23 protein-coding genes are annotated in these 25,779 nt (G+C 55.8%); 5 read left to right on the forward strand and 18 right to left on the reverse strand.

Features of this window, described 5'->3' with window-relative positions:
• Positions 1–54: 54 nt before the first annotated feature.
• The 5 genes from gor to MPRO_RS05140 form a co-directional block, all read right to left on the reverse strand.
• Positions 55–1,413 (reverse strand): glutathione-disulfide reductase, encoded by a 1,359-nt coding sequence (gene gor, locus MPRO_RS05120; RefSeq protein ID WP_067288284.1) that lies wholly within the window; start codon positions 1,411–1,413, stop codon positions 55–57.
• Between the two features lie 51 nt (positions 1,414–1,464).
• A complete protein-coding gene (locus MPRO_RS05125) occupies positions 1,465–2,310 on the reverse strand; it encodes a beta-keto acid cleavage family enzyme (RefSeq protein WP_067288287.1) in 846 nt (281 codons plus the stop codon).
• Between the two features lie 21 nt (positions 2,311–2,331).
• Entirely contained in the window at positions 2,332–3,231 is a 900-nt protein-coding gene (locus MPRO_RS05130) for an NAD(P)-dependent oxidoreductase (protein WP_067288288.1), read from the reverse strand.
• 194 nt (positions 3,232–3,425) lie between these two features.
• Positions 3,426–4,046: a glutathione S-transferase family protein gene (locus tag MPRO_RS05135; RefSeq protein ID WP_067288290.1), complete on the reverse strand. Its 621-nt coding sequence runs from the start codon at positions 4,044–4,046 to the stop codon at positions 3,426–3,428.
• 375 nt (positions 4,047–4,421) lie between these two features.
• Positions 4,422–5,516, reverse strand: coding sequence for a C4-dicarboxylate TRAP transporter substrate-binding protein (locus MPRO_RS05140; RefSeq protein ID WP_067288291.1), 1,095 nt, complete (start codon positions 5,514–5,516; stop codon positions 4,422–4,424).
• 207 nt (positions 5,517–5,723) lie between these two features.
• Between MPRO_RS05140 and MPRO_RS25710 the strand changes: the two genes are divergently transcribed.
• On the forward strand, positions 5,724–6,062 hold the full coding sequence (locus MPRO_RS25710) for a hypothetical protein (RefSeq protein WP_158651756.1): 339 nt from the start codon (positions 5,724–5,726) through the stop codon (positions 6,060–6,062).
• 418 nt (positions 6,063–6,480) lie between these two features.
• Here the strand turns inward: MPRO_RS25710 and MPRO_RS05145 are convergent, their stop codons facing one another.
• A complete protein-coding gene (locus MPRO_RS05145) occupies positions 6,481–7,419 on the reverse strand; it encodes a LysR family transcriptional regulator (protein ID WP_067288396.1) in 939 nt (312 codons plus the stop codon).
• Positions 7,420–8,119: 700 nt separating this feature from the next.
• Between MPRO_RS05145 and MPRO_RS05150 the strand changes: the two genes are divergently transcribed.
• The 3 genes from MPRO_RS05150 to MPRO_RS05160 all read left to right on the forward strand — a co-directional run bounded on the left by MPRO_RS05150 (position 8,120) and on the right by MPRO_RS05160 (position 11,331).
• Complete coding sequence (locus MPRO_RS05150; protein WP_067288296.1) at positions 8,120–8,680, forward strand: TRAP transporter small permease subunit; 561 nt, start codon at positions 8,120–8,122, stop codon at positions 8,678–8,680.
• Positions 8,681–8,842: 162 nt separating this feature from the next.
• The gene (locus MPRO_RS05155) at positions 8,843–10,156 is read left to right on the forward strand and encodes a TRAP transporter large permease (RefSeq protein ID WP_067288299.1); all 1,314 of its coding nucleotides are present in this window, start codon (positions 8,843–8,845) and stop codon (positions 10,154–10,156) included.
• A 158-nt stretch (positions 10,157–10,314) separates the two neighbouring features.
• Positions 10,315–11,331 carry a Gfo/Idh/MocA family protein gene (locus MPRO_RS05160; RefSeq protein WP_067288303.1) on the forward strand — a complete coding sequence of 339 codons (1,017 nt, stop codon included), beginning with the start codon at positions 10,315–10,317 and terminating at the stop codon, positions 11,329–11,331.
• 1,085 nt (positions 11,332–12,416) lie between these two features.
• Here the strand turns inward: MPRO_RS05160 and MPRO_RS05170 are convergent.
• The 12 genes from MPRO_RS05170 to cofG all read right to left on the reverse strand — a co-directional run bounded on the left by MPRO_RS05170 (position 12,417) and on the right by cofG (position 25,571).
• Positions 12,417–13,382 (reverse strand): p-hydroxyphenylacetate 3-hydroxylase reductase component, encoded by a 966-nt coding sequence (locus MPRO_RS05170; RefSeq protein WP_216821245.1) that lies wholly within the window; start codon positions 13,380–13,382, stop codon positions 12,417–12,419.
• A 716-nt stretch (positions 13,383–14,098) separates the two neighbouring features.
• On the reverse strand, positions 14,099–15,493 hold the full coding sequence (locus MPRO_RS05175; protein WP_067288308.1) for an NAD(P)(+) transhydrogenase (Re/Si-specific) subunit beta: 1,395 nt from the start codon (positions 15,491–15,493) through the stop codon (positions 14,099–14,101).
• The gene (locus MPRO_RS05180) at positions 15,474–15,815 is read right to left on the reverse strand and encodes an NAD(P) transhydrogenase subunit alpha part 2 (protein ID WP_067288310.1); all 342 of its coding nucleotides are present in this window, start codon (positions 15,813–15,815) and stop codon (positions 15,474–15,476) included. The genes MPRO_RS05175 and MPRO_RS05180 overlap by 20 nt, the downstream gene beginning before the upstream one ends.
• On the reverse strand, positions 15,815–16,978 hold the full coding sequence (locus MPRO_RS05185; protein ID WP_067288314.1) for an NAD(P) transhydrogenase subunit alpha: 1,164 nt from the start codon (positions 16,976–16,978) through the stop codon (positions 15,815–15,817). The genes MPRO_RS05180 and MPRO_RS05185 overlap by 1 nt, the downstream gene beginning before the upstream one ends.
• A 496-nt stretch (positions 16,979–17,474) precedes the next feature.
• Complete coding sequence (locus MPRO_RS05190; protein WP_067288318.1) at positions 17,475–18,707, reverse strand: Zn-dependent hydrolase; 1,233 nt, start codon at positions 18,705–18,707, stop codon at positions 17,475–17,477.
• Positions 18,708–18,883: 176 nt separating this feature from the next.
• Positions 18,884–19,888, reverse strand: coding sequence for a TIGR03842 family LLM class F420-dependent oxidoreductase (locus tag MPRO_RS05195; protein WP_067288320.1), 1,005 nt, complete (start codon positions 19,886–19,888; stop codon positions 18,884–18,886).
• A gap of 40 nt (positions 19,889–19,928) precedes the next feature.
• Positions 19,929–20,600, reverse strand: coding sequence for an NADPH-dependent F420 reductase (gene npdG / locus MPRO_RS05200; RefSeq protein ID WP_067288323.1), 672 nt, complete (start codon positions 20,598–20,600; stop codon positions 19,929–19,931).
• Between the two features lie 88 nt (positions 20,601–20,688).
• Positions 20,689–21,567 carry a coenzyme F420-0:L-glutamate ligase gene (gene cofE / locus MPRO_RS05205; protein ID WP_245635033.1) on the reverse strand — a complete coding sequence of 293 codons (879 nt, stop codon included), beginning with the start codon at positions 21,565–21,567 and terminating at the stop codon, positions 20,689–20,691.
• Positions 21,555–22,196, reverse strand: a complete 642-nt coding sequence (gene cofC, locus MPRO_RS05210; protein ID WP_067288325.1) for a 2-phospho-L-lactate guanylyltransferase — start codon at positions 22,194–22,196, stop codon at positions 21,555–21,557. The genes cofE and cofC overlap by 13 nt, the downstream gene beginning before the upstream one ends.
• A complete protein-coding gene (gene cofD / locus MPRO_RS05215) occupies positions 22,193–23,188 on the reverse strand; it encodes a 2-phospho-L-lactate transferase (RefSeq protein ID WP_067288327.1) in 996 nt (331 codons plus the stop codon). The genes cofC and cofD overlap by 4 nt, the downstream gene beginning before the upstream one ends.
• Positions 23,185–24,426 (reverse strand): 5-amino-6-(D-ribitylamino)uracil--L-tyrosine 4-hydroxyphenyl transferase CofH, encoded by a 1,242-nt coding sequence (cofH, locus tag MPRO_RS05220; protein ID WP_082708458.1) that lies wholly within the window; start codon positions 24,424–24,426, stop codon positions 23,185–23,187. The genes cofD and cofH overlap by 4 nt, the downstream gene beginning before the upstream one ends.
• A gap of 14 nt (positions 24,427–24,440) precedes the next feature.
• Entirely contained in the window at positions 24,441–25,571 is a 1,131-nt protein-coding gene (cofG, locus tag MPRO_RS05225; RefSeq protein WP_245635034.1) for a 7,8-didemethyl-8-hydroxy-5-deazariboflavin synthase CofG, read from the reverse strand.
• Between cofG and MPRO_RS25715 the strand changes: the two genes are divergently transcribed.
• On the forward strand, positions 25,570–25,755 hold the full coding sequence (locus tag MPRO_RS25715) for a hypothetical protein (RefSeq protein ID WP_158651757.1): 186 nt from the start codon (positions 25,570–25,572) through the stop codon (positions 25,753–25,755). The two genes, cofG and MPRO_RS25715, sit on opposite strands and share 2 nt — an antisense overlap.
• The last annotated feature ends 24 nt before the right edge of the window (positions 25,756–25,779 follow it).

Below are 25,779 nucleotides of genomic sequence, written 5' to 3' on the forward strand. Positions count from 1 at the left end.
ATTGGCCTGCGGCCAATGATGAAGCATCCCTGCTTCATGTATTAACCCGCCGGGTTAATAGCGCGACTTGCTTCGCATAGTAACAAACTCTTCGGCCGCCGTCGGGTGAATGCCGATCGTGCTGTCGAATATCGCCTTGGTGGCGCCCGCTTTTAGCGCTATAGCGACACCCTGGATAATCTCACCGGCGTCCGGCCCCACCATATGAACGCCCACCACTTTATCGCTAACCGGTTCGACCAGCAGCTTCATGAAGGTACGTTCATCACTGCCACTGAGCGTATGCTTGAGCGCCCGAAAGCTGGAGCTGTAAACATCAACTTCGCCATTGCGCTCACGGGCCCGTTCCTCGGTCAGGCCGACAGTGCCGATATTTGGCTGACAAAATACCGCCGTGGGTATCAGCTCATAATCCACAACCATAGGTTGTCCCTCGTAAAGGTGCCGCACCAGCGCCATACCTTCAGCCAGAGCCACGGGCGTCAGTTGCACACGGTCAGTGACATCACCGATGGCATAGATCGAGGGCTCGCCGGTCTGCATCTGCTCGTTGACGATAATGGCGCCGTTTTCGCGCTGTCGCACCGCAACATTTTCCAGTCCCAGCCCGGTGACATTGGGCACCCGGCCGGTGGCATAGAGAATACAATCGGCCTCCAGCGTCTCGCCGGTGTTAAGCCGGGCCAGCAAACTCCCATCAGGTTGTTTCTCGATGCATTCAATGTCCGTGCTAAAGCGCAGATCCACCCGTTTCTTGCGCATCTCGTCGGCAACGCACTGGCGCACCTCACCATCAAAGCCGCGCAGGAAGAGTTCCCCCCGATAGAGCTGATGCGTTTTGGCTCCCAGACCTGCGAATATGCCGGCAAACTCGACTGCAATATAACCCCCACCGACAACAATCATGCGCTGCGGGAAAGTATCAAGGTCAAATACCTCGTTTGACGATATCACGTGCTCGTGACCTGGAAACTGGGGCACGTAGGGCCAGCCGCCGGTTGCAATCAGGATGCGTTCAGCGCTGTAGTGCTGCTCCCCGACCGCCACCGTATGGGCATCAACAACACGCGCACGCCCATCGAGCAGCGAACAGCCCGCCTGGTTCAGCATGTTGCGGTAGATGCCATTGAGGCGCGTAATCTCATGGCTCTTGTTATCCCGCAGGGTCGGCCAATCAAAGGTCGCCGCGCCGGCCTGCCAGCCAAAGCCGCGCGCCTGCTCGAAATCATCGGCATAATGAGAGGCATAGACATAGAGCTTCTTCGGCACACAACCGACATTGACGCAGGTACCGCCCAGGTAGCGGTCTTCTGCCATCCCCACCCGTTTCCCCATACCCGCGGCCATCCGGCCAGCCCGCACACCGCCTGAACCGGCACCTATCACGAACAGATCAAAATCAAATTCTGCCACTACATCCTCCTGTGGTCTGGATAGAAATGGCTGCCAGAAACACGACCTGCGCTATACCGAACATTCGGCAAAGTCCCTGCGGGTAGTCTCGACGTCTGCGACCGCCCGCCCAAGTGAGGGCAGACCACTTTTAACGGCCTGTATCAAGGCCCCATTGGATGGCGCCGTGGTCCCATCCGGAAGATGCAGATTGTTCTCGAAGCCTACGCGCACGTGCCCACCAAACCCGGCCGCAACCACGGCACATGCGGCCTCCTGACGCCCAAACGCACACATCGACCAGGGCAGCTTTCCCTTGTTGACGACAAGGAACGGCAACAGGTCAGCCGGCTCCGATAGTCCGTCAAGGCTGTAGCGACCGAGTACAAAAAGTACCTGTGGGCGCTTGAATGGCACAATGCCGCGCTCAATCAGCTCATTGAACCAAATCAACTCCTTCGCAGAATACAGAATGAACTGCGGGAAACTGCCGGTGGTACGCAGCCAGGACAGAAACTCGGCGGCCGCGCTTTCATGCGATGCGTCGGGGATGATTTCCCGGGGGGAGATGCTGACCGCTTCAGGCTGCAGGGCGTAAATCGCGGCCATCTGCTCGTGCGCCTTATAACATCCGGCCGCTTCACTGGTTACCTGTAAAACCAGCCTGTCACCCACGGCCTTGCGTACCGCACCCAAGGCCGCGCGGTAGGCGTCTACATCAAGTGAATGCCGCCCATTCGCATCGCGTACATGCAGGTGAATCAGGCTCGCACCCTGCTCCGCGCACTCGCTCGCGGTACGCGCCAGCTCTGCCGGGGTTATGGGCAACGCGGGATGATCTTTCTGACTGCGCCTGGCACCGTTTGGCGCAACAGAGATAATCATCGGTTGATCGTGAAGCGTGGCTCTGTCATTCATTTTTCATGTCTCCGACTCATGTTAAACGGTCGTGTCTTTGGTCATTGCGAGATCCCACAAAACTTCATGTACAGCCGCGGTATCCTGCCCGCCGTGCCCTTGCGAAAGCGCGGCAAAGTACAACTGGGTACTCGTAGAAAAGAGCGGCGTCGGACACGCCAGTTCGCTCGCGAAGGCGCCAATCAGATCCATATCTTTCTTGAATACCTCGATCTTCATTGCTGGAGGGTCATATTTGCGGTCGACCATCATAGGGCCCCGCACCTCGAGCATCCGGGAAGTCCCTGCGCTGTCACACAGGACCTCATACAGCATTGCGGCATCCAGGCCGGCTTTGTGCCCAAGTACCATGGCTTCTGCAGCCGCCACGTTATGAATCTGAACCAGTAAATTGGTTATCATCTTCATGCTGGTACCTTTGCCAAAGTCCCCGAGGTAACGCTGCCGGTTCGCAAACCCCTGCAGGACACCCAGCCTGCTTTCATAGGCCTCATGGCTACCACTGGCAAGCACAAGCAGGTCTCGGTTCACCGCCTGGGCACCCGTACCACTCAAAGGACAGTCCAGCATCGTCACCTCGATGGTAGCCAGAGCCTCGCAGGCACGCTGTTTATCGCAAAGCGGGAGAGTGCTGCATTCGATAATGACCTGACCAGGCCTTGGCCTTTCTGTTAAACCACCTTTCCCGGACACAACATTTTCAAGTGCAGCACTGGTCGGTAGAAGGCAGATAATGGTATCCGCCGGTATATCTTTTGGGGCAGTAACTGCTACCCCTCCCTTAGCGCTCAACTGCTCACGTCTGCTTTGGTTTCGATCGCAGCCATAAACCTTAAAGCCCTGTTCAAGAAGGTTATGCGCCACCGCTGAACCCATGATGCCCAAACCAATAATGCCTACAGCCGTTTCTTCATTACCCATTTATAATCCCCCAACCCAATGTAGGCCGCCAGGTTAAGATCCAGCCACCGCGAAAACTTAGATGTTCATAAACCTATGTTATTTGACCGGATCTAATGAGCCACGAAAAACAGCCATTACTCCGTTGATCTGTTAATGGCTATTTTCTTTTATCTTTCACAGCCCGCCATAATACTGTGGCGTAATCGGTATTATTAAGTTAAAGGCTGCATTACATATTTTCGGAAGGCTTCCCGTTCCGCAAGGCGCTGATACCAGACATGCAAATGCGGGAAATCTTCGCTGCTAGCTCCCATGGCAAACCATCGATAAGCCAGAATACCCAGTGCCATATCCGCCAGGGTAAACTGTGCACCGCAGATGTATGGGCTAGCCACCAGGCGCTCTTCTACCATTTTCCATAGATCGGACGTTTTGCTCCATGCGGTCTGAATCGCGTCAACATCCCGCTCGGCCTCTGGTGTACGCACCAGACCAAGGAAAACTGTACGCATGGTCGGCCATACGGTGCCCAACTGCCAATCCAGCCACCGGTCGATATCAGCACGAGTCTGCAGGTCGCTGGGATAGAGCGTCTCTGCGCCCATCTTGCCGGCCAAATAGCGCACGATCGAATTCGACTCCCAGAGCAGGAAGTCACCATCTTCAATGAGCGGCACCAGACCATTTGGATTCTTTTCCAGAAACTCAGGCTGCTTGTTGACCCCAAACTGGCCACCCGCATCAATTTGCGTCCACGGGCAATCAATCTCATCGCACAGCCACAGGAGTTTCTGCACATTAAAAGAATTCTTGCGTCCCCAAATTGTGATCATGATATCTCCTTTTTTTAAAATTCGTCTGGGCGACACTGTATCAATACAAGTAAAACGACTATTTAGTCGCGACAAGTAACGATGTTATGCAGCCAAAAATACTTTCGAGCATTATTATTATCGACGGATACTCACATAAAAAAGAGTGCGTCTACCTAAGGATTATGCAGGCGCGGCCTGTTCAATAAAAACTCAGCCGTTTTCACATAACAATCAGAATATCCGCACCAAAACGCCTATTTCTCAATTAAAAACCTGATAGGGAAACCACTAACAATAGCGTAACCCTTATTTACAGAAGCAAAGACTAAGAGGCCAGACTTCCTGAAACGAACGGGGAATAGGAAAAATCTCATTCACCCGTCTGAATAACAATCAGTCAACCGTATAAGCGACTGGATAAGAATATCCTTCTAGCTCCACCGCTTCGATATAATCCTTAATCACCTTGCTCCCTGGCATCTTGCGCGTATTCGCTTCTGTTGCCATCTCGTTGGGGAAATTGCTAAGCGCATTAGCCCAATCAGTCCGTAGCTTGTCGCCAACGGGCGTGACCCTGGATCCCAATTCCTCCAAAGACGCCAAGTCACTCTTCTGACGCTGATTCAGCAGGGTGCCGGACAGGCTTTCGTATTCCCGGCCGACCTCAGCAATGATGGCTCTTACATCTTCCGGCAGCTTTTCCCAGGTTCTATTGTTTATGGTCAGTACATTGGTTGCCATGGCACCAAACCCGATCAGTGAAAAGCGGGGCGCCGCTTCATACAGCTTGAATCCCAGCCATGCAGAAGGGAACATGATCCAGCCGTCGTAAACACCCGTTTGCATCGCAAGATATGCATCCGGCAACGAGGACTGCACAGGAACGGCGCCAACAAACTCAAGCCAGGGCAGATTTGGACCCGCGCCTGCAATCTTGACGCCCTCGAGGTCGCTGACCTCATCCCAGTCCATGGTCGTACCCAGGTGGTAGTTGTCATAACCACTGAGCCCAAGCAGCTTCTGTTTATAGCTACTCTCGAGAACATCTGTCAGCTCGGGGTTCTGATCATAGACCCGCCGCGCCGCATGGATGGCCTGCTCTGCATCTCCGGTAGAAAAGGGGACAAAATACGGGAAGTTGTGCAAAAACAGCTTCGACATCTCAAAGCACGTGCAGTAGCCACCAATGTCCAGTATGCCGGACTCGATAGCTTCTAGAGTACCGTCGACACCCGCTATGGTTCCACCGTAACCCTCAATGAAACGCACCTCGTGCTCGGTCTCCTCGTTCACACGCCGGATAACTTCAGGCTGAAAAAAGTGCTGCATGGCTGCGGTATAGACTGAGGACCCGCCTTCCAGCGAGACGCCACCAGCATGTCCGGCACCTATACGCAGCGTGTACTGCTCCGCCATCGCTGACGTGGCCACACCGATTCCCAGTGCGACGACAACGGCAGAAGTAAATAGCTTTTTATAAGTGTACATATATTTATTCTCACTTTTACAGGCTTTCACTTGGTTACGCTGTTTGGTTTACTCAGCATACACCAGAACACTTTTTGTCTGGCAATCCAGAGTTCAGTCGGATTTTTCAACCAAAGCAGCATCCCTTAAGCTGACACCCCGTCGACTACTACTGACCCGCAGCCGACAGTCATGCCCGGGAGCTATTTGCCTGGCCGCTGCGCTCATATGAACAACACGACCGGCATCTTAGCTCGCGTTTGCTTAAGTGTTACAGGCAGCGAAAATAATCATGGTTTGGACCATTGCCGTACTGCTCGCCGGCAATATTCTTGCTGCGCTAATGCCAGCAGGGCAGTGGCGATCAAGAGCGTCGCCACAGGAAGTGTTCTATTGGACATTATTCTCTCCCATATTTTATTAGTCTTAGAGTGGTATGAGTTTATCCCTCAGGCCTCAGCTCTCAGCGTGATCGAAGTAAAAAACGACCCTCTGGATTGGCTGAACCGGCATCCCTTTCGTCTGACGGATGGTTCCATCTTTGCGGTCATGCGGCAGAACGGCTAAATCATGTTCTGTCCTTCTGGGTTATTATGCACAACTTGTTGCTGTATCCTCATTAGAATTAATGTTTGTCACCATCAGGAAAAATTCTGGTAGCCCTGCCTGAGTATAAAAGCCGCAGTACCCGCCTGGGCGATGCAGCATTGAGGATATTCACTGAAAAATACTGCGGGACGACACAGCGACAGGAAGCTATTGAGTTTTCAGCAGGCAGGATTTTTTCGTATTGAGCCAAAATCATGTGGAAAGCACAACGATAAAGCCCCTGCTTCAGTAATGGCGCGCGGGGCTCATAATAGAATACCGCCCTACAGCGGCAACGGATGGCAGTTGACCCCACCAGGGTGGTGTCTATCAGTAGAGCAATTCACACCGTTACGGCGTGAATGTGCTACCGAAAAGAATCGCGCAGGTTAATAAATCACTCAATTTGCGTCTGCTGCCACTGTGCTTCGAGTTCGCGGAGTTCTTCTTCCAGGATAACCAGAAAGGCTTCCGCCTCAGGCGACATTGCCTTGCTGGCGGGCTCGATAACAACCAGGTCCAGCCACATGGTGGGATTCACGATCGGGTTGAGCGTGAAATCATTGGTGCTCGTGTATGTGTTGTCAACGTCGGCCATCAGTACCGCAGGCAAGATGGCCGACCACTCAGTTTTTGTCACCAGGTCCAGAGCACCAAAGATTGAGTCGAGCTGAATCATGCGCTCGAGCTTGATGTCATTGGACGCGATGTAGGTATCCAGGGAATGTCGCCGTGTGTTCAGTTTACTCGGCATTACCAGCGAGAGCGGCTCCAGTTCTGATAGCTCAACAGGGCAGCGATGCGGCAATCCTGAGTCCGGGCCGGAAACGAGAATCTCCTGTGTACGCAGTAGCAGTCGCTGCTTCACGCCAGAAATATCCTCACAGGCCGGAACAACTGAAAAATCAAGTTCACCCGCCTGAACCTGCTGTGTCAGCAGACCACTGAAGCCCTCAACGACTCGCACAGTCGTGTTGGGGTGATCCGTCATGAAACGTGCAAGCGCCGGGGCCAGTGCACGCCGGGTCGCCATGGGCATCAGCCCAACAGTAATCTCTCCGGTGAGTCCATGGGTGTAGGCCGCGGCCGATTGCAGTGCACTTGAATGGGCCCGCAGGACTTCAATGCCGTGCTGATAGAAATCACTACCGGCTGGCGTGGGCGTCACGCGCCCCTTCTCGCGAAAGAACAGCTGAACGCCAAGGCGATCCTCAAGATTGCGAACATGTTGCGAAATACCAGACTGGGTCGCGTGCTCGCGAGCTGCCGCAGCCGTAAATGAGCGTTCTTCGTATGCGGCCACGAAAAGACTGATATCACGTAGCGTGGCTGACATTGCCATCTCCCATTTGTTTTTATGATCAAATACTAAGGAGTTTACCGTATACAGCATCAGAATCGGACTGTATCGACTCTGGATTTAGCGCAGGCAAGGTTGCGAGCAAGCCTGCAGTCACTTGATGCCAGGCTTAAGGTCCACAAAGGCGTCACGGCACCAGCTATAGAGAGCGAGTGTCGAAGATCTGCCCCAGATCGGGTGACAATCGCCAACACCCTGCTGCTGACCATTTGTCTCGATGGATTGGGCTGAGGTCTTCTGTCCTGGGCGCGGCTACCTGTCGAGTCCACCCAAACAAAAGCTCAGGGTGTCGGACGCCGTTGTTCGGCAATATTGGGCCCACCTTCAGGGTGGTGAGCCAGGACAACGAACAGAGCTGTTAGTCAAAGCTAGCTGAATGGCTATTAATTTTCATTTAAATCAATCAGTTAGAATTATTTATACAGTTACTAACCTTATTGAATAAGGTATAATCCCGGAGCTCGGAAAACCACTAATTATGATATCTGATACCGTTGTACAGTTATTTTAATGCACTATTGAGCCTCTATTTGTAGCGGAAGCAATAACTTTTTGGTTAATATTTACTTTACCGAATTTCGAGATTTTATAATAAGGATGTATCCCAAAAAACCCGATTCACACTACCCAAGATGGTAGTCTATTTTGATGAAACTGGATTTACTGGAGAAAATTCATGGCGGACATTAAAACAAGATCGATATTTGCCCCCTTCTTAAGATTTTTCCACATTATTGCTGCGCTTGGCGTATTAGGTTTGGCATTCCTTATTCTCGCCGATGTTATAGGACGATCTGTATTTGGTAGCCCGGTTCAGGGAATCCCCGAGCTCGTTAAAAATTTGATTGTAGGGATTCTGTTTATGCAGCTTCCATTTGCTATTTACTCAGGATCAATGCTGCGCACAACCTTTTTATCCGACTTGCTTCCTCTCCGTGCAGGCCTGGTTCTGAAAGGAATTTTGTATCTGTTGGGAGCATTGCTGTTTGGCTGCATAGCCTACGCATCCCTGGACCCTTTACTGACCAGCTGGGAAATTCTTGAATATGATGGTGAAGGGCTTGTGAAAATACCCGTTTATCCCATTAGGTTCATCATTTTCACCATGAGCATTTTGTCGGCAATCACATATTTGGTATTAATAAAAGATAGTTTCGCCCTCTTGTTCAACAACAATGTGGCGCAAACAAAATTGCGCAGCAAGTTGGCACCTGGCATCAGACCTTCAGTGCATTAGTGGCAGATAAACAGGAAACTGTAAACCATTTACCTTAAAGTCATATAAAAACTTAACAAAAGATCCGCGCAAAAATGACAAGTTAAAACAACTGTTATTCTGACAACAAAACAGTTTGTTTTAGAAATATAAATAAGAATAAGATACTGAGGAGTGGCAGAAATGATAGAAGCAGTATTACTAGCTCTCGGGGTAATGATCTTACTCATTGTGTTGGGCACGCATATCGCGGTTGGGCTTGGGCTCTCAGCAATGCTCGGCGTCTATTTAATGATGGAAAACTTTGACATAGTACTGGCACTCCTGGCCGACACTGCCTACGATGCCGTGCGAAACTACATCTTTGCTGTGATCCCCCTATTTATATTAATGGGAGACATCGTTAGTCGCTCCGGGCTGGCCGGAGATGTCTATCGACTGTGCAATCGGATGTTGATTTGGCTTCCTGGGCGCCTTGCCGTCTCAACGGTACTGGGCAACGCCATCTTTGCCGCCGTTAGCGGTGTTTCTGTTGCCGCGGCAGCTTCCTTTAGTCGAATTGCCTACCCTGAAATGGACAAGTATCAATACAACCGCAAGTTGGCGCTTGGATCCATCGCTGGCAGCTCTGTACTTGGAATGCTGATTCCACCCAGTATCCTGTTGATCGTTTGGGCAGTCATGACCGAAATGTCCATAGGCGCGCTTTTCGTCGCAGGCGTTGTCCCCGGCCTTGTGCTCGCCGCCATGTTCTGCGGTTACTGTGTTCTAAGGGCTTTGCGCTCTCCAGGAATGGCTCCTAACGTCCGACAGGACGAAGTAGCGAGTTCGCCTGATGAGTTACGCCGTGAACTTTCCGGTGGTGTTGGCGTTGTCGTGCTGGTGTCACTCGTCCTTGGGGGCCTATGGGGCGGTTTATTTACGCCGACTGAAGCCGCCGGCATTGGTGTGATGGGCGCCCTCGTCCTCGGTATCATCCGGGGCATGAAGATACCCGATATCTACCAGGCAGTGCTACATGCTGGCCAAACCGCGGCCCCGATCATGCTGCTGCTAGTCGCGGCGCAACTGTACTCCCGCATGCTGGCGATGGGGGGCGTGGTACCGGAACTTCAGCATTGGGTTACAGCGGCCGAACTCTCACCCTTTTTACTGATCCTGGCCATGATGGGTGTCTGGCTGGTGATGGGTATGTTTGTTGACTCAGTTTCAATCATTCTGCTAACCATACCGGTTTTCGCGCCCATGGCCCAAATTGCCGGCTTTGATGCGCTTGCCTTTGCGATCTTTGGGATTCTGGTCATTGAAGCTGGCCTTTTGACCCCGCCATTCGGCTTGGTCTGCTACACCGTTAAAGGGGCTATACCCGACCCCAGTGTAACCCTGCAGGAAATTTTCTCCGCCGTACTTCCCTATATTGCCATGGTTCTGGTCGTGGCGGCCCTGGTTTTGGTTATACCCGCACTTGCCACCTGGTTGCCCGCAGTGGCTTTCTAGTCTGATAAAGCCGCACAGAAAAATACCCATCGAAAACGTCTGCAAAGCCATGGTGCGCAATCGAGCGCACTGAGCTTAGCGGAACCCCGAAATTGACACTGTTTAACAGTCAATATCACACATCTGACGAGCCTATATAACAATACCAAGGAGGCAACATGATCCGTGCAGCAATAATAGGCCTGGGCTGGTGGGGCAAAATAATCACCAAGACCCTCGAGAAAAGCGAGAAGATTCGTGTCGTCGCCGCTGTTGAGCCGAATGAATCTGTCGGCCGCGCGTTTTGCATGGAATCCGGGCTGCTATACCTTCCAAGCTATACGGCCGCTCTGGAAGAAGACCTGGACGCAATCATTCTTACCACGCCTCACCGCTTCCATGAAGATCAAGTTATCCAGGCCGCCAACTCGAAAAAGCATGTCTTCTGTGAAAAACCACTTTCCCTGTCGCTGGAAAGTGCCACCCGTGCCGTAAAGGCCTGTGTGATGAACGACGTTGTTCTGGGCATCGGTCATGAGCGCCGCTTCGAGCCCCCAATGCAACTCGTTCGAAAACTGCTACAGGACGGTGCTCTGGGAGAGCTTCTGCAAATCGAAGGTAACTTCAGCCAGAACAAGCTGCTGAAGCTACCGCCTGACAACTGGCGGCTATCCCGCGCCGGAGCCGGCTGTGGCCCACTGACCGCAACAGGCATACACCTGCTCGACATGGCACTTAGCCTCGGTGGCGGCGCGCAGAGCATCTATGCAAGCAATAAAGCCCTGGCCACGTCCTTTGAGTCCGGAGATAGTTTCTCCTCACACATAACCCTCGCGAACGGTGCCGTAGCCAGTATCAACGCTCTCCTGGCGACGCCTTTCTACTCGAGGTTCGCGGTATTTGGATCTCGCGGCTGGATTGAAATTCGCGATAAGTCCCATGTGGAAGCTCCCACTGGATGGACTGTTCTTTCCTCCCTGGGTGAACAGGAACCGACGATGGTCGAGTACCCTGCAACCGATCCGGTACTTGCCAACCTTGAGGCCTTTGCCACAGCCGCCAGGCAGGGTTCGCAGCAGAGCTATCCGATCCCCATAGAGGAATTACTCAATACGGTTGACGCCTACGAGGCAGCCTACGAATCCACTCTCAACGGACAGATTGTCCATCTTGGATCTCGCCCGAAGCTGTTGTAAACCGACCACAACGTAAAATAAGGGGGCCATATCCTGGCCCCTACTTTGTACGCAGGGTGCAGATACTCGACTGCAACCGTTATCCACTGATGTTGCTTCGCTACTCCCCCTCCAAGCCCCGAGAGCCGGAGCTTTTTTCCTGTTAAGCAGAATATCGGCAGTGATATTTAGTCAAGCCGCTGCGGCAGGCCCCGCCTGAAATCTCCCGCCTACTGTCGCCATCGAACACCCAAACCCCGCCCCGAAACCCGTGCTCAGTCTTTGCCTATCAAGCACCTCGCCGGCTGGCCGACGGCTGTCACTGGTCCTCTGACCAGGCTTTTGCAGGTTTGATGCCAGGCGACACCAAAACACCCTTAAGGTCAATTCGGTTCAGGGTTCAAGGATGGGTTATGCAAGGTCTCAGGGAAAGGTCATTCGCCGCTGGAGTGCTGTTCGATGTCGCCCTGCAGCTAAGTGCCGGGGCCTATAAAGAGGTATGGATTGAAGCAGAAGTGAGTGACTACAAAACTAAAGGCGGGGGAACGCAAAAGCGACGACAAAGAAAACCCGGGTATGCTGCATCACTAACCTCAAGCCCGTGAAAACGCCATCAAAACCGGCAGGCCTGCGCATATGCGCCCATTCTTTTAGCTACAAAATGGTGGCGTGGCCGCAAACACGCGTCCATGCGTTTGCGGATACGATCGTCATGGATGGTGGGAATGCAGAAAATGCAGGAGTATTTCTCTGTCATACTTCCTGTACATAACAAAAAAATAATGAGGCAGGGCACCAGCTTGTCTGCCTGATTCAATTTAAATCGGCAATTTACATCTTCAGCAGAAATTTAACGCAACCGTAGGGATATATCATCCATTGGCTACGACCAATGTAGGTATTTGAGAATGAGAAGATTTTTGCCAAGCTTACAAAAGCGGCGATGAAGCAGGACCGGGAACCCTGTTTCATCGCCAGGTTTATACATGAAGCATGGGATACTTCATCATTGGCCGCAGGCCAATGCGACCATCAGGTTACTAGGAGGCTGTCCGACAATAATAGTCCGGCCCTCACAATAGAGGGCGACTCAATGCAGCGCTTGGTTATTGATCAATGAGCCCCCGCAAAACGTCTGTAAAGTTGCCTATCTGGGTGTCGCTGAAGCTATCAAAGGCTTCTTCGGCATGGGACTCTGCCAGTTGCCAGCACTGAAGGGCCTTCGCCTCTCCAAGAGGCGTAAGGGTATATCCATCGCCGTCGGTGACAATCATGCCGCGATCCGTCAGGTTAAGCAGCGCTTCGCGAACTTCAGGCAACGGGGCGCTCAGGTATGCCACGAATCCTTCGGCATTGACGCCCGTCAATTCGTTCATCATCACCAATGTACGCGATTCAATAAGGCTTAACTCCAGCGTCTCAAGTTTGGGGCGGTAGTGGTCCTGGTACGCCCGCACGGCCTGCAACATCAGGAAGAACTTGTGGTTGCCCATGCGACGTTCGGCCAGGCCTTTGACAGCGGGTTCACCTGCCCTGGGGGTAGTGCCCGGATGGCTGAAAACCATGGAATAAGATCCCTGGTGAAAACACAGAGGCGACCGGCCGAAATCGTCGAAGGCGATAACTTTGCCCACAAAGATCCAATGGTCACCGCCATCGAGCTTGTCGTAGGTCTCACACTGGAACCGGCCTGCGCAGTTGTCAAAAATCGGGGCACCACCAATCCCTTCCTCCCAGTCGATACCTGCAAACTTGTCTTCCTGTCGGCGAGCAAAGTGGTTCGACATATCCATTTGGTCTGAAGCCAGGATATTGACTGCAAAGTGGGATGCAGACTCGAAAATGGCACAACTTTTCGCGTCTTTCATACTGCTCCATAAAACGAGGGGCGGATCCATGGACAGCGAATTGAAACTGCTGGCAGTCACCCCAACCTTTTCACCTTCAGGACTGCGGGCCGTCACAATGGTAACGCCGGTCGCAAAGTTGCCCAGTGCCCTGCGAAATGCCTGCGGGCTGAATTCGGTTTCACTTGTTATTTTAGTCATCTGTGGTCCCCTGATTTGAGACATTGGAGCATTGCATTGGGTGCCGGTCGGCCAATCGGTACTCTGGTTCCTGCAACTTGCGGCAGCTCAAAGCCACATCGGAGCCTTAATGGGAGTACAACAAGAGTAAACGCCCTTTCGGCCAAAACTGGTGGTATATTTATGCCAGCGTACTCGGGAAAAAATATCTTATATCAATTTATTTTGTAAAAATGGTGCGTCTTATTATTTACAGATACGACGTCTGGCAGCTGTAAATAATTATTATATTTTGAAGTTTCCATCATGACCGAGTTCCTCAATTCATGGGCTATTTCTGGTAACAGGTCAGTATTGATACGGTATCACCCACCGAAAAAAATCTGAAATGAGATAACCTTTTAATATCGATCAGTATTCTTGATAGGTTAAGCCCTTGCCAACCAGGACTCAGCGCTAACTCAGCCCGCTGTCGGTCGGGTGGGCTCGTGGACGCGGCCCTGAGCTTTGGCGAGCAAACTGCAGCCATCTGATGCACTGTGGCGTCGAAAAGGAATATTCTGTGTGACCATGATGGGTGGAGACTGGCGAGCATGAGGCACATAGAGGCGAAGCCATCTGGGGCTCAGAAGGAGCCAACGCGCATCAGAAACGCAGGGGCATGGCGGCAATTGAGGAGACAGCGCCACATTGTGGATAGCGCTAAGCGGGTTGCTATTGTTGAGGACGGCCCGCCAGGTGGCGAACCGCCCCTCTCTTGCTTAAACCGTTTCGTTCACCGCTGCCGTCAGCTCCATGATGGCTTTCTTGCCATCGCCAAACAGCATCAGGCAGTTATCCCTGGCAAACAGCGGGTTAGGCAGGCCTGCAAAGCCCGGACTCAGGCTGCGCTTGACCACCACCACGGTGCGCGCCTTGTCGACGTTCAGGATCGGCATGCCGTAGATTGGGCTACCCTTGTCCTCCCGTGCCATGGGATTGGTAACGTCATTGGCACCGATCACTATGGCCACATCCGTCTGTTCGAACAGCGCATTAACCTCCTCCATTGGCTGCATCTTGTCGTAGGGCACCTCGGCTTCGGCCAGCAGTACATTCATGTGACCGGGCATGCGCCCCGCCACCGGATGCAAACCGTAGATCACCTCGACGCCACGACGCTCAAGCGAGTCGGCAAGGTCGCGCACCGCGTGCTGCGCCTGGGCCATGGCCAGGCCAAAGCCCGGCACTATGACCACCCGGCGGGCGCTCTCTAACAGCATGCTCACTTCCTCCGGCGAAGACGACTTAACCTTGCCGGCATAGACTTCATCGGCATCCATCACAGGTCCGCCGGCCTCCCCCATGGAGCCAAACAGCACACCACTGAGCGAACGGTTCATGGCCACGCACATGATGCGGGTCAGGATGATACCTGAAGCCCCCACCAGAGCACCGGACACCACCAGCACGCTGTTGCCCATAATGAAACCGGCTGCCGCCGCCGCCAGCCCCGAATAAGAGTTCAGCAACGCAATAACGACCGGCATATCGGCACCGCCAATGGGTATCACCAGGGTCACCCCCAGCACCAGCGCCAGTATCGTCAACAGGATCAGCGTGTTGCTGTCACCGCTGCCGCTGACCAGTGAGCCCGCCAGCGCCAGTACGGCGGCAAAAAGCGCCAGATTAAAGCCACGGATGCCCCGGAATCCCAGTGGCCGGCCCGGCAGCAGTTCCTGCAACTTGGCAAAGGCCACTGCACTGCCGGTCAGGGTCACGGCACCGATAAGCAGCGTTACGCAGATGGCCACCAGCGTTACCAGCCCCTGGGGGCTATCGGCTCCCGTCAGGCCCAGAAAACTCGCCGCCGCCACGCAGAGGGAGGCACCGCCGCCAAAGCCATTGAGCAGCGCCACCATCTGCGGCATCGCCGTCATCTGGATACGGGTCGCCAACACTGTGCCGATAAGCGAGCCCAGTACCACGCCGCCCAGTATCCACTCATAGGACAGGATCGACTTGTCCAGCAGGGTGACGACCACCGCCACCAGCATGCCGATGGCGGCCATCTGGTTGCCGCGCACGGCGGTACGCGGCCGGGTCAGCCCCTTGATGCCGCCGACGAACAGCATGGCCGCCAGTAGATAGAAACCATCAACCAGGAACAGATTCATGACTCACACCTCCCTTGGCTGCGGTGAGAGTGGCGGCTTTGCGCGGCTGGAACATGCGCAGCATACGGTTAGTCACAAGGAACCCGCCCACGACGTTAATCGTCGCCAGGGTCACGGCGATAACCCCAAGCACAGGGACCCAAAGACCGTTGCCATCGCCTGAGCCCGCTGCCAGCAGCGCACCCACCAGGGTGATACCGGAAATGGCATTGCTGCCGGACATCAAGGGCGTGTGCAAGGTCGCCGGCACTTTGGTGATGAGCTCGACGCCCAGAAACACCGCCAGCACGAAGAGTGAAATTTGCAGTATCAGGATTTCCATCAGGCCACCTCCTCCAGCACCCGTACACTCAGGCCCAGGCGCTCACGAATGCGCCCGGCACAGATCTCGCCCCGGTGAGTCACCAGGGTGTCGGCAACGATTTCATCGTCAAAATCCAGCTGCAGGCGCGCATCCTTGTCCAGCAGGTGCAGCAACAAATTTTCGATATTGCGGCCGTGCATCTGGCTGGCATGCATGGGCACGCTGGCCGCCAGGTTCAGCGGTCCCATCAGGGTGACACCATGCACTTGCTGTGTTTCACCGGCCCGGGTCAGCTCGCAATTGCCACCGCGCTCCGCCGCCAGATCCACGATCACGGCGCCTGGTTTCATGGCCGCCACCATTTCTGCACTGATCAGCACAGGTGCACGGCTGCCAGGAATTGCGGCCGTGGTAATGACGATGTCCTGCTGTGCCAGTACGGCGGTCATCTGCTCGCGCTGGCGCGCCAGGAAGTCTGCCCCCTGTTCGGCGGCATAACCGCCCTGGCCTTCGGCCGCCTCGGTGGGCAGATCCAGCTCTATGGGCCGCGCACCGACGGAAATAATCTGCTCCCGTGCCGCCGGGCGTACATCATAGGCTTCCACCACGGCGCCCAGGCGCTTGGCGGTGGCGGCGGCCTGCAGGCCGGCAACACCGGCGCCCATAATAAAGACGCGGGCCGGATTCAGGGTGCCGGCAGCGGTCATCATCATCGGGAAGATGCGCGGGGCCGCTCCGGCTGCCATCAATACGGCCTTGTAGCCCGCGATGGTGGCGATGGACGACAGTACATCCATGCTCTGGGCGCGACTAATGCGCGGCACCAGCTCCAGCGCCAGCAACGACAGTCCGCGCTCGGCCAGGGCTTCGAAACGCGCCGTATCGCTCAGCGGATCCATCAGCGCAATACACAGCTGATCGGCACTGAGGCCATCGAGATCCTCGTTGCGACTGGCATTCACGCACAGCAGTACTTCACTGCCGGCGATCGCCTCGCCCCGTGACGCCACTATAACCGCACCTGCATCCTCATAAAGGACATCGGCAAAGCCGGCCAATATGCCAGCGCCAGACTCAACCCTAAGCTCACAGCCGCGGACACAGAGCGCCGCAACATTGGCCGGCGTCAGCGCAACGCGCCGCTCACCGGGGTACAGATCCTTGAGTACAGATAATTTCATTATTTTTTTCTCCTGTACGATGTAATAAATAAACAATCAAACAGCGAACGCCATTTAATTTATTTACAGAGTTCTAAATTAGTTAATAATTAGACTATAGATTGAGTAAAATCGCGCAGCCATATATCCAACACTTATTATTATGGGCGCGCTGCGAGTTACCCACCCTACATTTACGACTATTTAATTTACATCTAACAGCATTAACTCAGCGAAACCTACCAGGCTCCCAATACAATCAGAATATTGCTGAAACTTTTTATTATAAAATCAAACCGAGATCTTATTTTGAGAAGGAACTTTTCCGTTTTTCTCTTCTAACTTCTAGCTTTCACCTCGCACCTCGCACCTCGCACCTCGCACCTCGCACCTCGCACCTTTAACCTCGCACCTTTAACCTAGCCCCTTTCACCTCGCCCCTCGTTCCTCGTCCCTTTAACCTGTATTCAAAATAGAAAACCCGACACCTTCATGCCGGGTTATGACAGGAAAGGAATCAGTCGTTGGCGCGCTCCAGTACCGCCTGCAGCAGTACGTTGCAGCCGGCGGCCAGATCTTCCGCCTTGGCATTTTCCGCCTCGTTATGGCTGATACCGTTTTCGCAGGGCACGAAAACCATCGAGGTCGGCGCCACACGGGAGATATAGCAGGCATCGTGGCCGGCACCGCTGACGATATCGCGGTGGCTGTAGCCGAACTCTTCGGCGGCCTGACGCACAGAGTTTACACAGGCGGTATCGAAGGGCACCGGCGGCGAGTACCAGATCTGCTCAAACTTCATTTCAAGTCCCAGCTCGCCGGACACCCGATCCGCGATTTCGCGCAGCTCCTGATCCATCTTGGCCAGTACCTTGGCATCCGGGTGACGGAAGTCCACGGTAAAAAATACCTGGCCCGGAATCACGTTGCGCGAGTTCGGGAACACCTGCACCAGGCCGACGGTGGCGCAGGCATTGGGCTGGTGATCCATACCGATGCGGTTCACCGTATCGATCAGGCGTGCAGCCCCCACCAGGGCGTCACGGCGCCTTGTCATTGGGGTGGGACCAGCGTGGGATTCCTGCCCGGTAAGGGTGATTTCATACCAGCGCTGCCCCTGGGCATCGGTCACTACGCCGATCTGTTTGTCTTCATCCTCCAGAATCGGACCCTGTTCAATATGGGCCTCGAAGAAGGCCTTGAAAGGACGACCACCCACTTCATCGGGGCCAGAATAACCAATGCGCTCCAGTTCCTCACCCATGGTCTTGCCATCCAGATCCGCCCGGCTAAGGCCATACTCCAGATCGAAGACACCGGCGAAAACGCCCGATGCCACCATGGCCGGCGGGAAGCGCGAACCTTCCTCGTTGGTCCAGACAGAGGCCTCGATGGGCGCGCGGGTTTCGATACCCTGATCATTCAGGCTGCGGATCACTTCCAACCCCGACAGTACACCGTAGATACCATCGAACTTGCCGCCCGTGGGCTGGGTATCCAGGTGGCTGCCCATAACTACCGGCGGCAGGGAGTCGTCCTGGCCTGGCCTGCGGGCGAAGATATTGCCCATTTTGTCGATACGGATACTGCAGCCGGCGTCCTTGCACCAGCTGACAAAAAGGTCTCGCCCCTGCTTGTCCAGATCCGTCAGCGCCAGACGGCAGACGCCGCCTTTTTCGGTGCCGCCGATCTCGCCCATCTGCATCAGGCTGTCCCAGAGGCGCTGCTGATTAACGGTAATCTTCTGCATGATTAGACTCTCTCACTCAGCTCTGTCAATTCCGAACGTTCCACACCCGCAAGGCTCAGCGAATGCAGCGAAAATGGGGACAGCGTACTGCCCCTTTAGCGATATAAAAGATCGTGTTTGTTACAAACCAAACGATTTATTAACAAGGATTTTCTGCGACCTTTTATCAGCCAGTTTTAACCCTTGAAATGCGGGATAATATGTTCGCCGTACTGGGCAATAATATTTTCCTCGTCTCCATTGTCCAGGTAGATATTGAACTGAGTCGTACCGGCTTCCTTCAAATGGTTTAGCTTGGCGATATGCTGCTCGGCCTCACCCAGCACGCAGAAACTTTCAACGATTTCCGGCGTGATGAAATCCAGGTATGGGTTATCACTCTGGCCATGCTTGGAGTAGTCGTAGCCTTTGCGTTTCTCGATATAGTCGGTCAGGCTCTTGGGCACCAGGCCACTGTCGGTACCGTACTTCTCAACGATATCGGCCACATGGTTACCCACCATGGCCGGGAACCACTTGGTGGACTCAACACAGCTGGCCCTGTCGCCAAAATAAGCCGGCGCTGCAGCTATAACCTTGAAGTTCGACATATCACGCCCTGCCTCGACACCGGCGGCGATGGCCTGATCCGCCAGCCACTTGATCAGCGCGGGTTCGCCGATCTGCAGAATCACGCCATCACCCACCTCCCCTGCGGTTTTCAGCGCCATGGGGCCGTAGGCACCTATATAGACCGGCAGCTCGTAGCCTTCAGCCCAGGGAAACTGCACCGGCTCCGGGCATTCGCCGTACATCACTTCCTCACCACGTACCATGGCTTTCACCTTGGTGGTGAACTCGGCCACGCGGGCCAGAGTCGCGGGCTTCTTGCCCATCACGCGCACCGAGCTATCGCCGCGCCCCAGGCCTACTTCAAAGCGGCCACCGCTCTGCTTGGCCAGGCTGCCGAACAGGCTGGCCGCCAGCGACCAGTCACGGGCATTGGGATTGGTTACGCAGGGGGCGAACTTGATGCGCGAGGTATGCTCCATGCACATGGCGATAGCCGGGTAGCATTCACGCCACAGGATATGGGAGTCGTAGAACCAGCAGTAGTCAAAGCCGGCGTCCTCGGCCTGTTTCACCAGTGTGCGGGCACGGTCGTGGCTGACAAAACCTTTAAAGCAGATACCAAATTCCATAGTCACTCTCCTGAGTCTTTGTTTTTATCGAGGATGAAAATTAATGCGCATCCGGGGGGCAGATGCGAATACCGGCGTGGGTAAAAGGCACTTTCTTGGAGATATTCAAACGGATAAGAATGGGTGTGATGGCCTCGATGCAACGGGCACTCTCGGCCGGGCCGCAGTTGTAGGCGGCCACATCCAGCTTGCGAATCAGCTCGATCACCTTTTCCTTGGCCGCCAGATCATTACCGCACACCAGCACATCGCAATTGATGCTGTGGTCCAGATCGTTCAGTACCGTGGCCGATACGTTATGCAGCGCGCCCACCACCGGGATGCTCTCGCCCAGCAGCGCCTGGGCCGCTTCAGTGGCGGAACCCGCCGCCGGCATGGCCACGCGCTTGGGATCGCCCTGGGCCAGAGGCACGGCGATATCGATCAGTACCTTGCCCACCAGCAGATCCTTGATGGACTCAAGCGTGGCATCATGGGCGCTGTAAGGCACCGCCAGAATCACCAGTTCATCGGCCTGCGCCACCGCTGCGCGAATATCATGACCGCTGATCGCAGCTGCCGCAGGGTTCAGCAGAGCGCCAAGCTCCGTGGCCGCATCTGCCGCACGGGCCGCCTCACGCGAGCCAATTGCGACCTCTATACCCGCACGGGCAAAGCGCAGTGCCAGACCCCGGCCCTGAGGACCCGTACCACCCAGAATTGAGATTTTCATCGATACCCTTCCTCTTGTTCTTTTTGTTCACATTGATGTCGGTTGAGTTTTTTCGTTTCAAACTGCAATCATTGCGACCCCGTGGGGTTTAGCGAAACAGGTCTTCCTGCTGCGGGCGCACCAGGTCACGCGCCGAGCTGTTGTCCGGTGTCCAGTCTATGCCGCGGAACAGAATCGCCGGGGTCTTGCCATCCTTGCTCATCAAGAGACCCGAGGCCGCCGCGAGCTCATCGGCAAGCGCCGGTACCGTGACCGAAAGCTCGCGCCCGAAGGCATCACGCTCACCCACCAGATCGATCTGGCTCGGCACCTTGGCAAGGCCCACCGCCACATTCACCAGCCCCATGCGCCAGGGCCGGCCGAAGGTATCGGTAATCACCACGCCCAGACGCACACCACTGGCACGTTCCAGCAGCGCGCAGATTTCCCGGGCGCTGCGATCCGGATCTTCCGGCAGCAGGATGACGGTTTCCTCGGCGCCGACATTGGATTCATCCACCGCGGCATTGGCGCAGATAAAGCCCAGCCGGTGCTCGGCGATCAGGGTGCCTTCGAGCTGGCCGGGGCGCTTGATGGCCCGCACCACACGGCTGGATTCCCCCAGAATTACTTCGACCTTGCGCGGATCCTTGTTCAGCTCCAGGCCAAGCTGACGTGCCTTCTCCCCCGGTACCACATCGGCCAGGCGCGTGATCCGGCCTTCGGCCTTGGAGACCACCTTGTGGGCGATCACCAGGATGTCGCCGTCCTGCAGACTGAGCGCCGCCCGTTCGATGGATTCGAGCAGCAGCGCGGCCAGATCATCCCCCGGCGCTATGTCCGGAATACCCGGCAGCACCTGCATGGCAATGCTCGTACTGGCCGCAGGGCGGACCGCTCTGGCGGCACGGTGCACCACAGCGGGATCAGTCGGGGCGCTGCTGAATGCCATGCCTTGTGCTGCGTTGTTCTGTATTAAAGATTCCATAGGGTCACCAGTTCCCGCGGCAGATCGCCGCTGTGTTGATGCATCAGGCTGTGAAGGTCATCCGGGGTATCAAGATCGAAGCGCATATGATCAAAGTGCAGCAGCTCACAGGGCACCGAACGTTTGAGCGCGGCCCTCTGGTGCGCGTCGCTGGAATTCGGGCCAAAGCAAAAGGGCACCACATCCGGCGGTGTGGTCAGCAGCGCATTAGTGCCGGCGTCGCTGGCCGGGCAGATCAGCACCGAGGGTGCAGGTCTTGGCTGGCACAGCAGAGTGCGAAACTCGTCGGCATCGAGGCGTGCTATATCCGCCGGTACCAGCAGCTGAGAATCAAAGCCATGTTTTTTACTCCAGTGCGCCGCCAGTGCCGCCGCCCCCGACAGTCCCGCCGGGCGCAGCTCGCGCAGCACAGCAGCACCATAGCCGCGGGCCAGGTCGCCGATGGCGGCAGAAGCCGTGACCACCAGCAGTGGATAATCCGGAAAATGCGTGCAAAAAAAGCTCAGGGTGCGTTCGCACAGGCGCCGGGCCAACTGGCTGCGGTCTGTATCGCCGAGCACCGGACGCAGGCGCGACTTGGCACTGGCGAAATCCTTCACCGGGATCACGATCAGGGTTTTCAGACTCATGCCGACACCCGCTCAGACTGATCCGGTTGCGACGCCAGCCCAGCTCCAGCCAATCCAGCCACGGCCAGCACTTCACGGGCCAGGCATGCCTTGTCGGCATCGCTGCTCATCAATGTCTGGGTCACCAGCGTCTTGAGCCCGCGCGCCTGCAGGGCCGCCACATCAGCGCTGTCACTGACATCAATGACCAGGCTATCGATCAGCCCCCGGTAACAGTCGGCCACGCCCAGGTTGCTGCAGCTGTAACCCGCCGCCTTGAGCATGCGGTTCGCAGGCCCCTTCACCGTCTGGCCGCCGATCAGTGGCGATACCGCGATCTTGGGGCACCTGGCCGCTTCAAAGGCACTGCGGATACCCGGCAGCGCCAGAATCGGGCCTATGCTCACCAGCGGATTGCTGGGCGCAAGAATTAGCAGGTCGGCATCACGGATGGCCGCCAGCGCCTCTTCAGTCGGGCGCGCCTCCTCCAGCCCCTGAATTCGCAGCTCCAGTACCTCGGGGCGGCACTGTTCACGCACAAAGTATTCCTGGAACGACAGCCAGCCACGGGCGGTTTTGACCTCGGTCTGCATGCGGTCGTCACTGGGCAGCAGTATATTGGCCGTTACCCCCAGCGCCCGGGCGATGGTCTGGGCGATGGCGCTCGGACGCACACCCTGGCGGCGCAGTTCGGTGCGATAGATATGGGTGGCGAAATCCTGGTCCCCCAGGTACATCCAGTCATCGGACCCCAGGCGTGCCAGGCCTTCCAGGGTACGGCTGGTTTCATTCGCCAGTCCCCAGCCCTTGTTGCGATCGATCAGCCCGGCCAGGCTGTAGGTGATGGTATCTATATCCGGCGAGACCCAGAGGCCATGGAATTCCTGATCATCCGCCACGTTGCCGATGATCGAGAGCTGGCCGGGCTGCAGTATCGCGGCAAGCCCCATGGCCAGTTTGGCACCACCGCCACCGCCGGCCAGCAGGGTGATTTTCGGCGCCTGGGCACTCATGCCATGCCTCCGGCCAGCAGCGACTGGGGCAGTGCTTCGAACGCAGCATCAGATGCAGCTGCACGGTCGAAAACTTGCAGCGGGCGATAGAGAGTATTGCGGCGCACCGGTTCACGTCCCATGGCACGCATCATGCCGATCAGCTCTTCTGGCTGCATTTCCTGGCCATGCTCGCCACCGGCGGCACGGGAGATGCTTTCGTTCATCAGGGTGCCACCCAGGTCATTGACTCCTGCGGCCAGCATCTGCTGCGCAAGGTCGGTGCCGAGCTTGACCCAGGAGGCCTGGATATTATCGATCCAGCCATTAAGCATCAGTCGTGCCACGGCGTGCATGCGGATATGCTCGTGTCGCGTAGGGCCGGGGCGCACGCCCGCCACTTCCAGATAGAGCGGCGTCTTGTAGTGGATAAAGCCCAGTGGCACGAACTCGGTAAAACCGCCGGTCTTCTGCTGGATGGTACGCAACAGCGCCAGATGTGCCGCCCAGTGCTCGGGGCCGTCTATATGGCCGTACATGATGGTGGCGGTGGTCGGCAGACCCAGGCGATGGGCGGTCTGGATAATCTCGACCCACTGTTCGGTGGTGAGTTTGTCCTTCGTCAGCCGCTTACGGATATCCGTATCCAGGATCTCGGCGGCGGTACCCGGCATCGAGCCCAAACCGTGATCCATCAGATCCTGAATAAAATCGGCGTAGGACATCTTGCTCTTGCGGGCACCAAACCAGATTTCAAACGGCGAGAACGCATGAATATGCATGCCCGGCAGCACACTCTTGATGGCCTTGAGCATGTCGCGGTAGAAATGCACCGGCAGATCCGGGTGCAACCCGCCCTGGATACACACCTCGGTGGCGCCCCTGTCCCAGGCTTCCTGCGCGCGGCGAACGATTTCATCCAGATCGAAGAACTCGGCCTCGGGGTCATCCTTGCGCTTGGCAAAGTTGCAGAACTTGCAGCCCATGTAGCAAACATTGGTGTAATTGATATTGCGGGTGACCACGAAGGTGGCGCGATCGCCAACACGCTGCTGCCGCACGGCATCGGCGGTGGCGGTGAGCGCATCCAGCTCGGCGCCTTCGGTGCCAAAGAGCACCACGCCTTGCGCTTCGCTCAACTCCTCACCGTCCAGGGCCCGCTGCAAAATGGCACGAACTTCTGTGCTCACAGCCGGGTTGAAAAGCTCCTGCGGCACCCTCGGTGCCAGCGCGATCTTGTGGGGGACAGCGGCATTCATGGCTTTTCTCCTGTTCAATGACATTGCGCCAGCGCCAGACCATCGCCACGGGCGATGCCAGCCAGGCGGGCGGCGATGGGGCCGGCGAAAAAGCGATCCGGGTATTGCTGATAGTGCGGGTACACCGCCAGACGCTCCTGCAGGCCGTAACCGCAGTCAGCGGTCGAGCTGCGCAGGGATTCAATCTGCGGCCAGGCACGTTCCGGGTTGATGTGATCAAGCGTGAGCGGTGAAATGCCGCCCCAGTCATTGATGCCCGCGGCTATATAGGCGCCAAAGCGCTGCTGCAGATTAGGCGGCGCCTGTATGCTGATGCTCGGATCCAGCAGCAGACGGGCCAGCACCAGGGTGCGCACCATATCGTTCAGATCCGGTTCCGGGTGATTCGCCATGGCGGTACCGGGCTTGGCACGGAAGTTCTGTACTATAACTTCCTGAATATGGCCGTAGCGGCGGTGCAGATTATTGATGGTGATAAGGCTGTCGACCCGCTCGGACCAGGTCTCGCCTATACCGATCAGAATGCCGGTGGTGAAAGGCACACCCTGCTCGCCGGCCCTCTCCAAAGTACGGATACGCTGTACCGGCACCTTGTCGGGACAGGCATAGTGGGCCTCGCCACGCTGAATCAGCCGGCGGCTGACGTTCTCGAGCATCATGCCCATGCTGGCGCTGACGGGCTTGAGCTTGTGGATATCCTCATCCGACAGGGTGCCGGCATTCACATGGGGCAGCAGGCTGGATTCTGCCAGCACGCGTTCACACATCTGCGCCAGGTAATCCACCATGCTGCTGTGTCCCAGCTGCGCCAGCGCTTCCCGGGCCTGTGGATAACGCAACTCGGGCTTCTCGCCGAGGCTAAAGAGCACTTCCTTGCAGCCCAGACGCTCACCTTCATGCACCACGGCCATGACTTCATCGGGCGTCATTACACGGGCATTGGGGGAACCGGGTTTCTGCACAAAGGTGCAGTAGCCGCAGTCGTCGCGGCACATATTGGTCAGCGGTACGAAGACCTTGCGTGAATAAGTCAGAGTGCGGCCCCAGTGCATATCACGCACGGCGGCGGCCTGCAGACCTAGTGTCTTGAATTCTGCGCCGCTCGCCTGTTCCAGCGCCAGCGCCTGTGTGCGGGTCAGCATCATGATCACAGCCTCCGTTATTGTTTTTGGTGGGGCCTGGAGCCTGTCGGACTTAGCACTGGTCTACTGCGGAAAAGTCGATTTTGGTCATTTTTCGCACTCTTTCTTGTTAAATAGCCCCGCTATTCGCCTCAAAAGAGTTCAAAAACTGCCTCAAAACGGCCTTTCCCTCGCTACAACCGGCTAAGCCCGAAAGGCTCCTAACATTGTT

It is taken from the genome of Marinobacterium profundum (assembly GCF_001528745.1).
Taxonomy (GTDB): domain Bacteria; phylum Pseudomonadota; class Gammaproteobacteria; order Pseudomonadales; family Balneatricaceae; genus Marinobacterium_A; species Marinobacterium_A profundum.

What these genes read in the sequence shown, in the direction of transcription:
- MPRO_RS05155 (WP_067288299.1), top strand. Translation starts at nt 8,843, where the DNA reads ATGATAGAAGCAGTATTACTAGCTCTCGGGGTAATGATCTTACTCATT.
- MPRO_RS05125 (WP_067288287.1), bottom strand. Translation starts at nt 2,310, where the DNA reads ATGAATGACAGAGCCACGCTTCACGATCAACCGATGATTATCTCTGTT.
- MPRO_RS05195 (WP_067288320.1), bottom strand. Translation starts at nt 19,888, where the DNA reads ATGGAATTTGGTATCTGCTTTAAAGGTTTTGTCAGCCACGACCGTGCC.
- cofH (WP_082708458.1), bottom strand. Translation starts at nt 24,426, where the DNA reads ATGAATGCCGCTGTCCCCCACAAGATCGCGCTGGCACCGAGGGTGCCG.
- npdG (WP_067288323.1), bottom strand. Translation starts at nt 20,600, where the DNA reads ATGAAAATCTCAATTCTGGGTGGTACGGGTCCTCAGGGCCGGGGTCTG.
- MPRO_RS05130 (WP_067288288.1), bottom strand. Translation starts at nt 3,231, where the DNA reads ATGGGTAATGAAGAAACGGCTGTAGGCATTATTGGTTTGGGCATCATG.
- MPRO_RS05190 (WP_067288318.1), bottom strand. Translation starts at nt 18,707, where the DNA reads ATGCAGAAGATTACCGTTAATCAGCAGCGCCTCTGGGACAGCCTGATG.
- cofC (WP_067288325.1), bottom strand. Translation starts at nt 22,196, where the DNA reads ATGAGTCTGAAAACCCTGATCGTGATCCCGGTGAAGGATTTCGCCAGT.
- MPRO_RS25715 (WP_158651757.1), top strand. Translation starts at nt 25,570, where the DNA reads ATGATCACAGCCTCCGTTATTGTTTTTGGTGGGGCCTGGAGCCTGTCG.
- MPRO_RS05170 (WP_216821245.1), bottom strand. Translation starts at nt 13,382, where the DNA reads ATGTCTCAAATCAGGGGACCACAGATGACTAAAATAACAAGTGAAACC.
- MPRO_RS05175 (WP_067288308.1), bottom strand. Translation starts at nt 15,493, where the DNA reads ATGAATCTGTTCCTGGTTGATGGTTTCTATCTACTGGCGGCCATGCTG.
- MPRO_RS25710 (WP_158651756.1), top strand. Translation starts at nt 5,724, where the DNA reads ATGAACAACACGACCGGCATCTTAGCTCGCGTTTGCTTAAGTGTTACA.
- MPRO_RS05160 (WP_067288303.1), top strand. Translation starts at nt 10,315, where the DNA reads ATGATCCGTGCAGCAATAATAGGCCTGGGCTGGTGGGGCAAAATAATC.
- cofD (WP_067288327.1), bottom strand. Translation starts at nt 23,188, where the DNA reads ATGAGTGCCCAGGCGCCGAAAATCACCCTGCTGGCCGGCGGTGGCGGT.
- MPRO_RS05140 (WP_067288291.1), bottom strand. Translation starts at nt 5,516, where the DNA reads ATGTACACTTATAAAAAGCTATTTACTTCTGCCGTTGTCGTCGCACTG.
- MPRO_RS05150 (WP_067288296.1), top strand. Translation starts at nt 8,120, where the DNA reads ATGGCGGACATTAAAACAAGATCGATATTTGCCCCCTTCTTAAGATTT.
- MPRO_RS05135 (WP_067288290.1), bottom strand. Translation starts at nt 4,046, where the DNA reads ATGATCACAATTTGGGGACGCAAGAATTCTTTTAATGTGCAGAAACTC.
- MPRO_RS05180 (WP_067288310.1), bottom strand. Translation starts at nt 15,815, where the DNA reads ATGGAAATCCTGATACTGCAAATTTCACTCTTCGTGCTGGCGGTGTTT.
- MPRO_RS05185 (WP_067288314.1), bottom strand. Translation starts at nt 16,978, where the DNA reads ATGAAATTATCTGTACTCAAGGATCTGTACCCCGGTGAGCGGCGCGTT.
- cofE (WP_245635033.1), bottom strand. Translation starts at nt 21,567, where the DNA reads ATGGAATCTTTAATACAGAACAACGCAGCACAAGGCATGGCATTCAGC.
- cofG (WP_245635034.1), bottom strand. Translation starts at nt 25,571, where the DNA reads ATGATGCTGACCCGCACACAGGCGCTGGCGCTGGAACAGGCGAGCGGC.
- MPRO_RS05145 (WP_067288396.1), bottom strand. Translation starts at nt 7,419, where the DNA reads ATGTCAGCCACGCTACGTGATATCAGTCTTTTCGTGGCCGCATACGAA.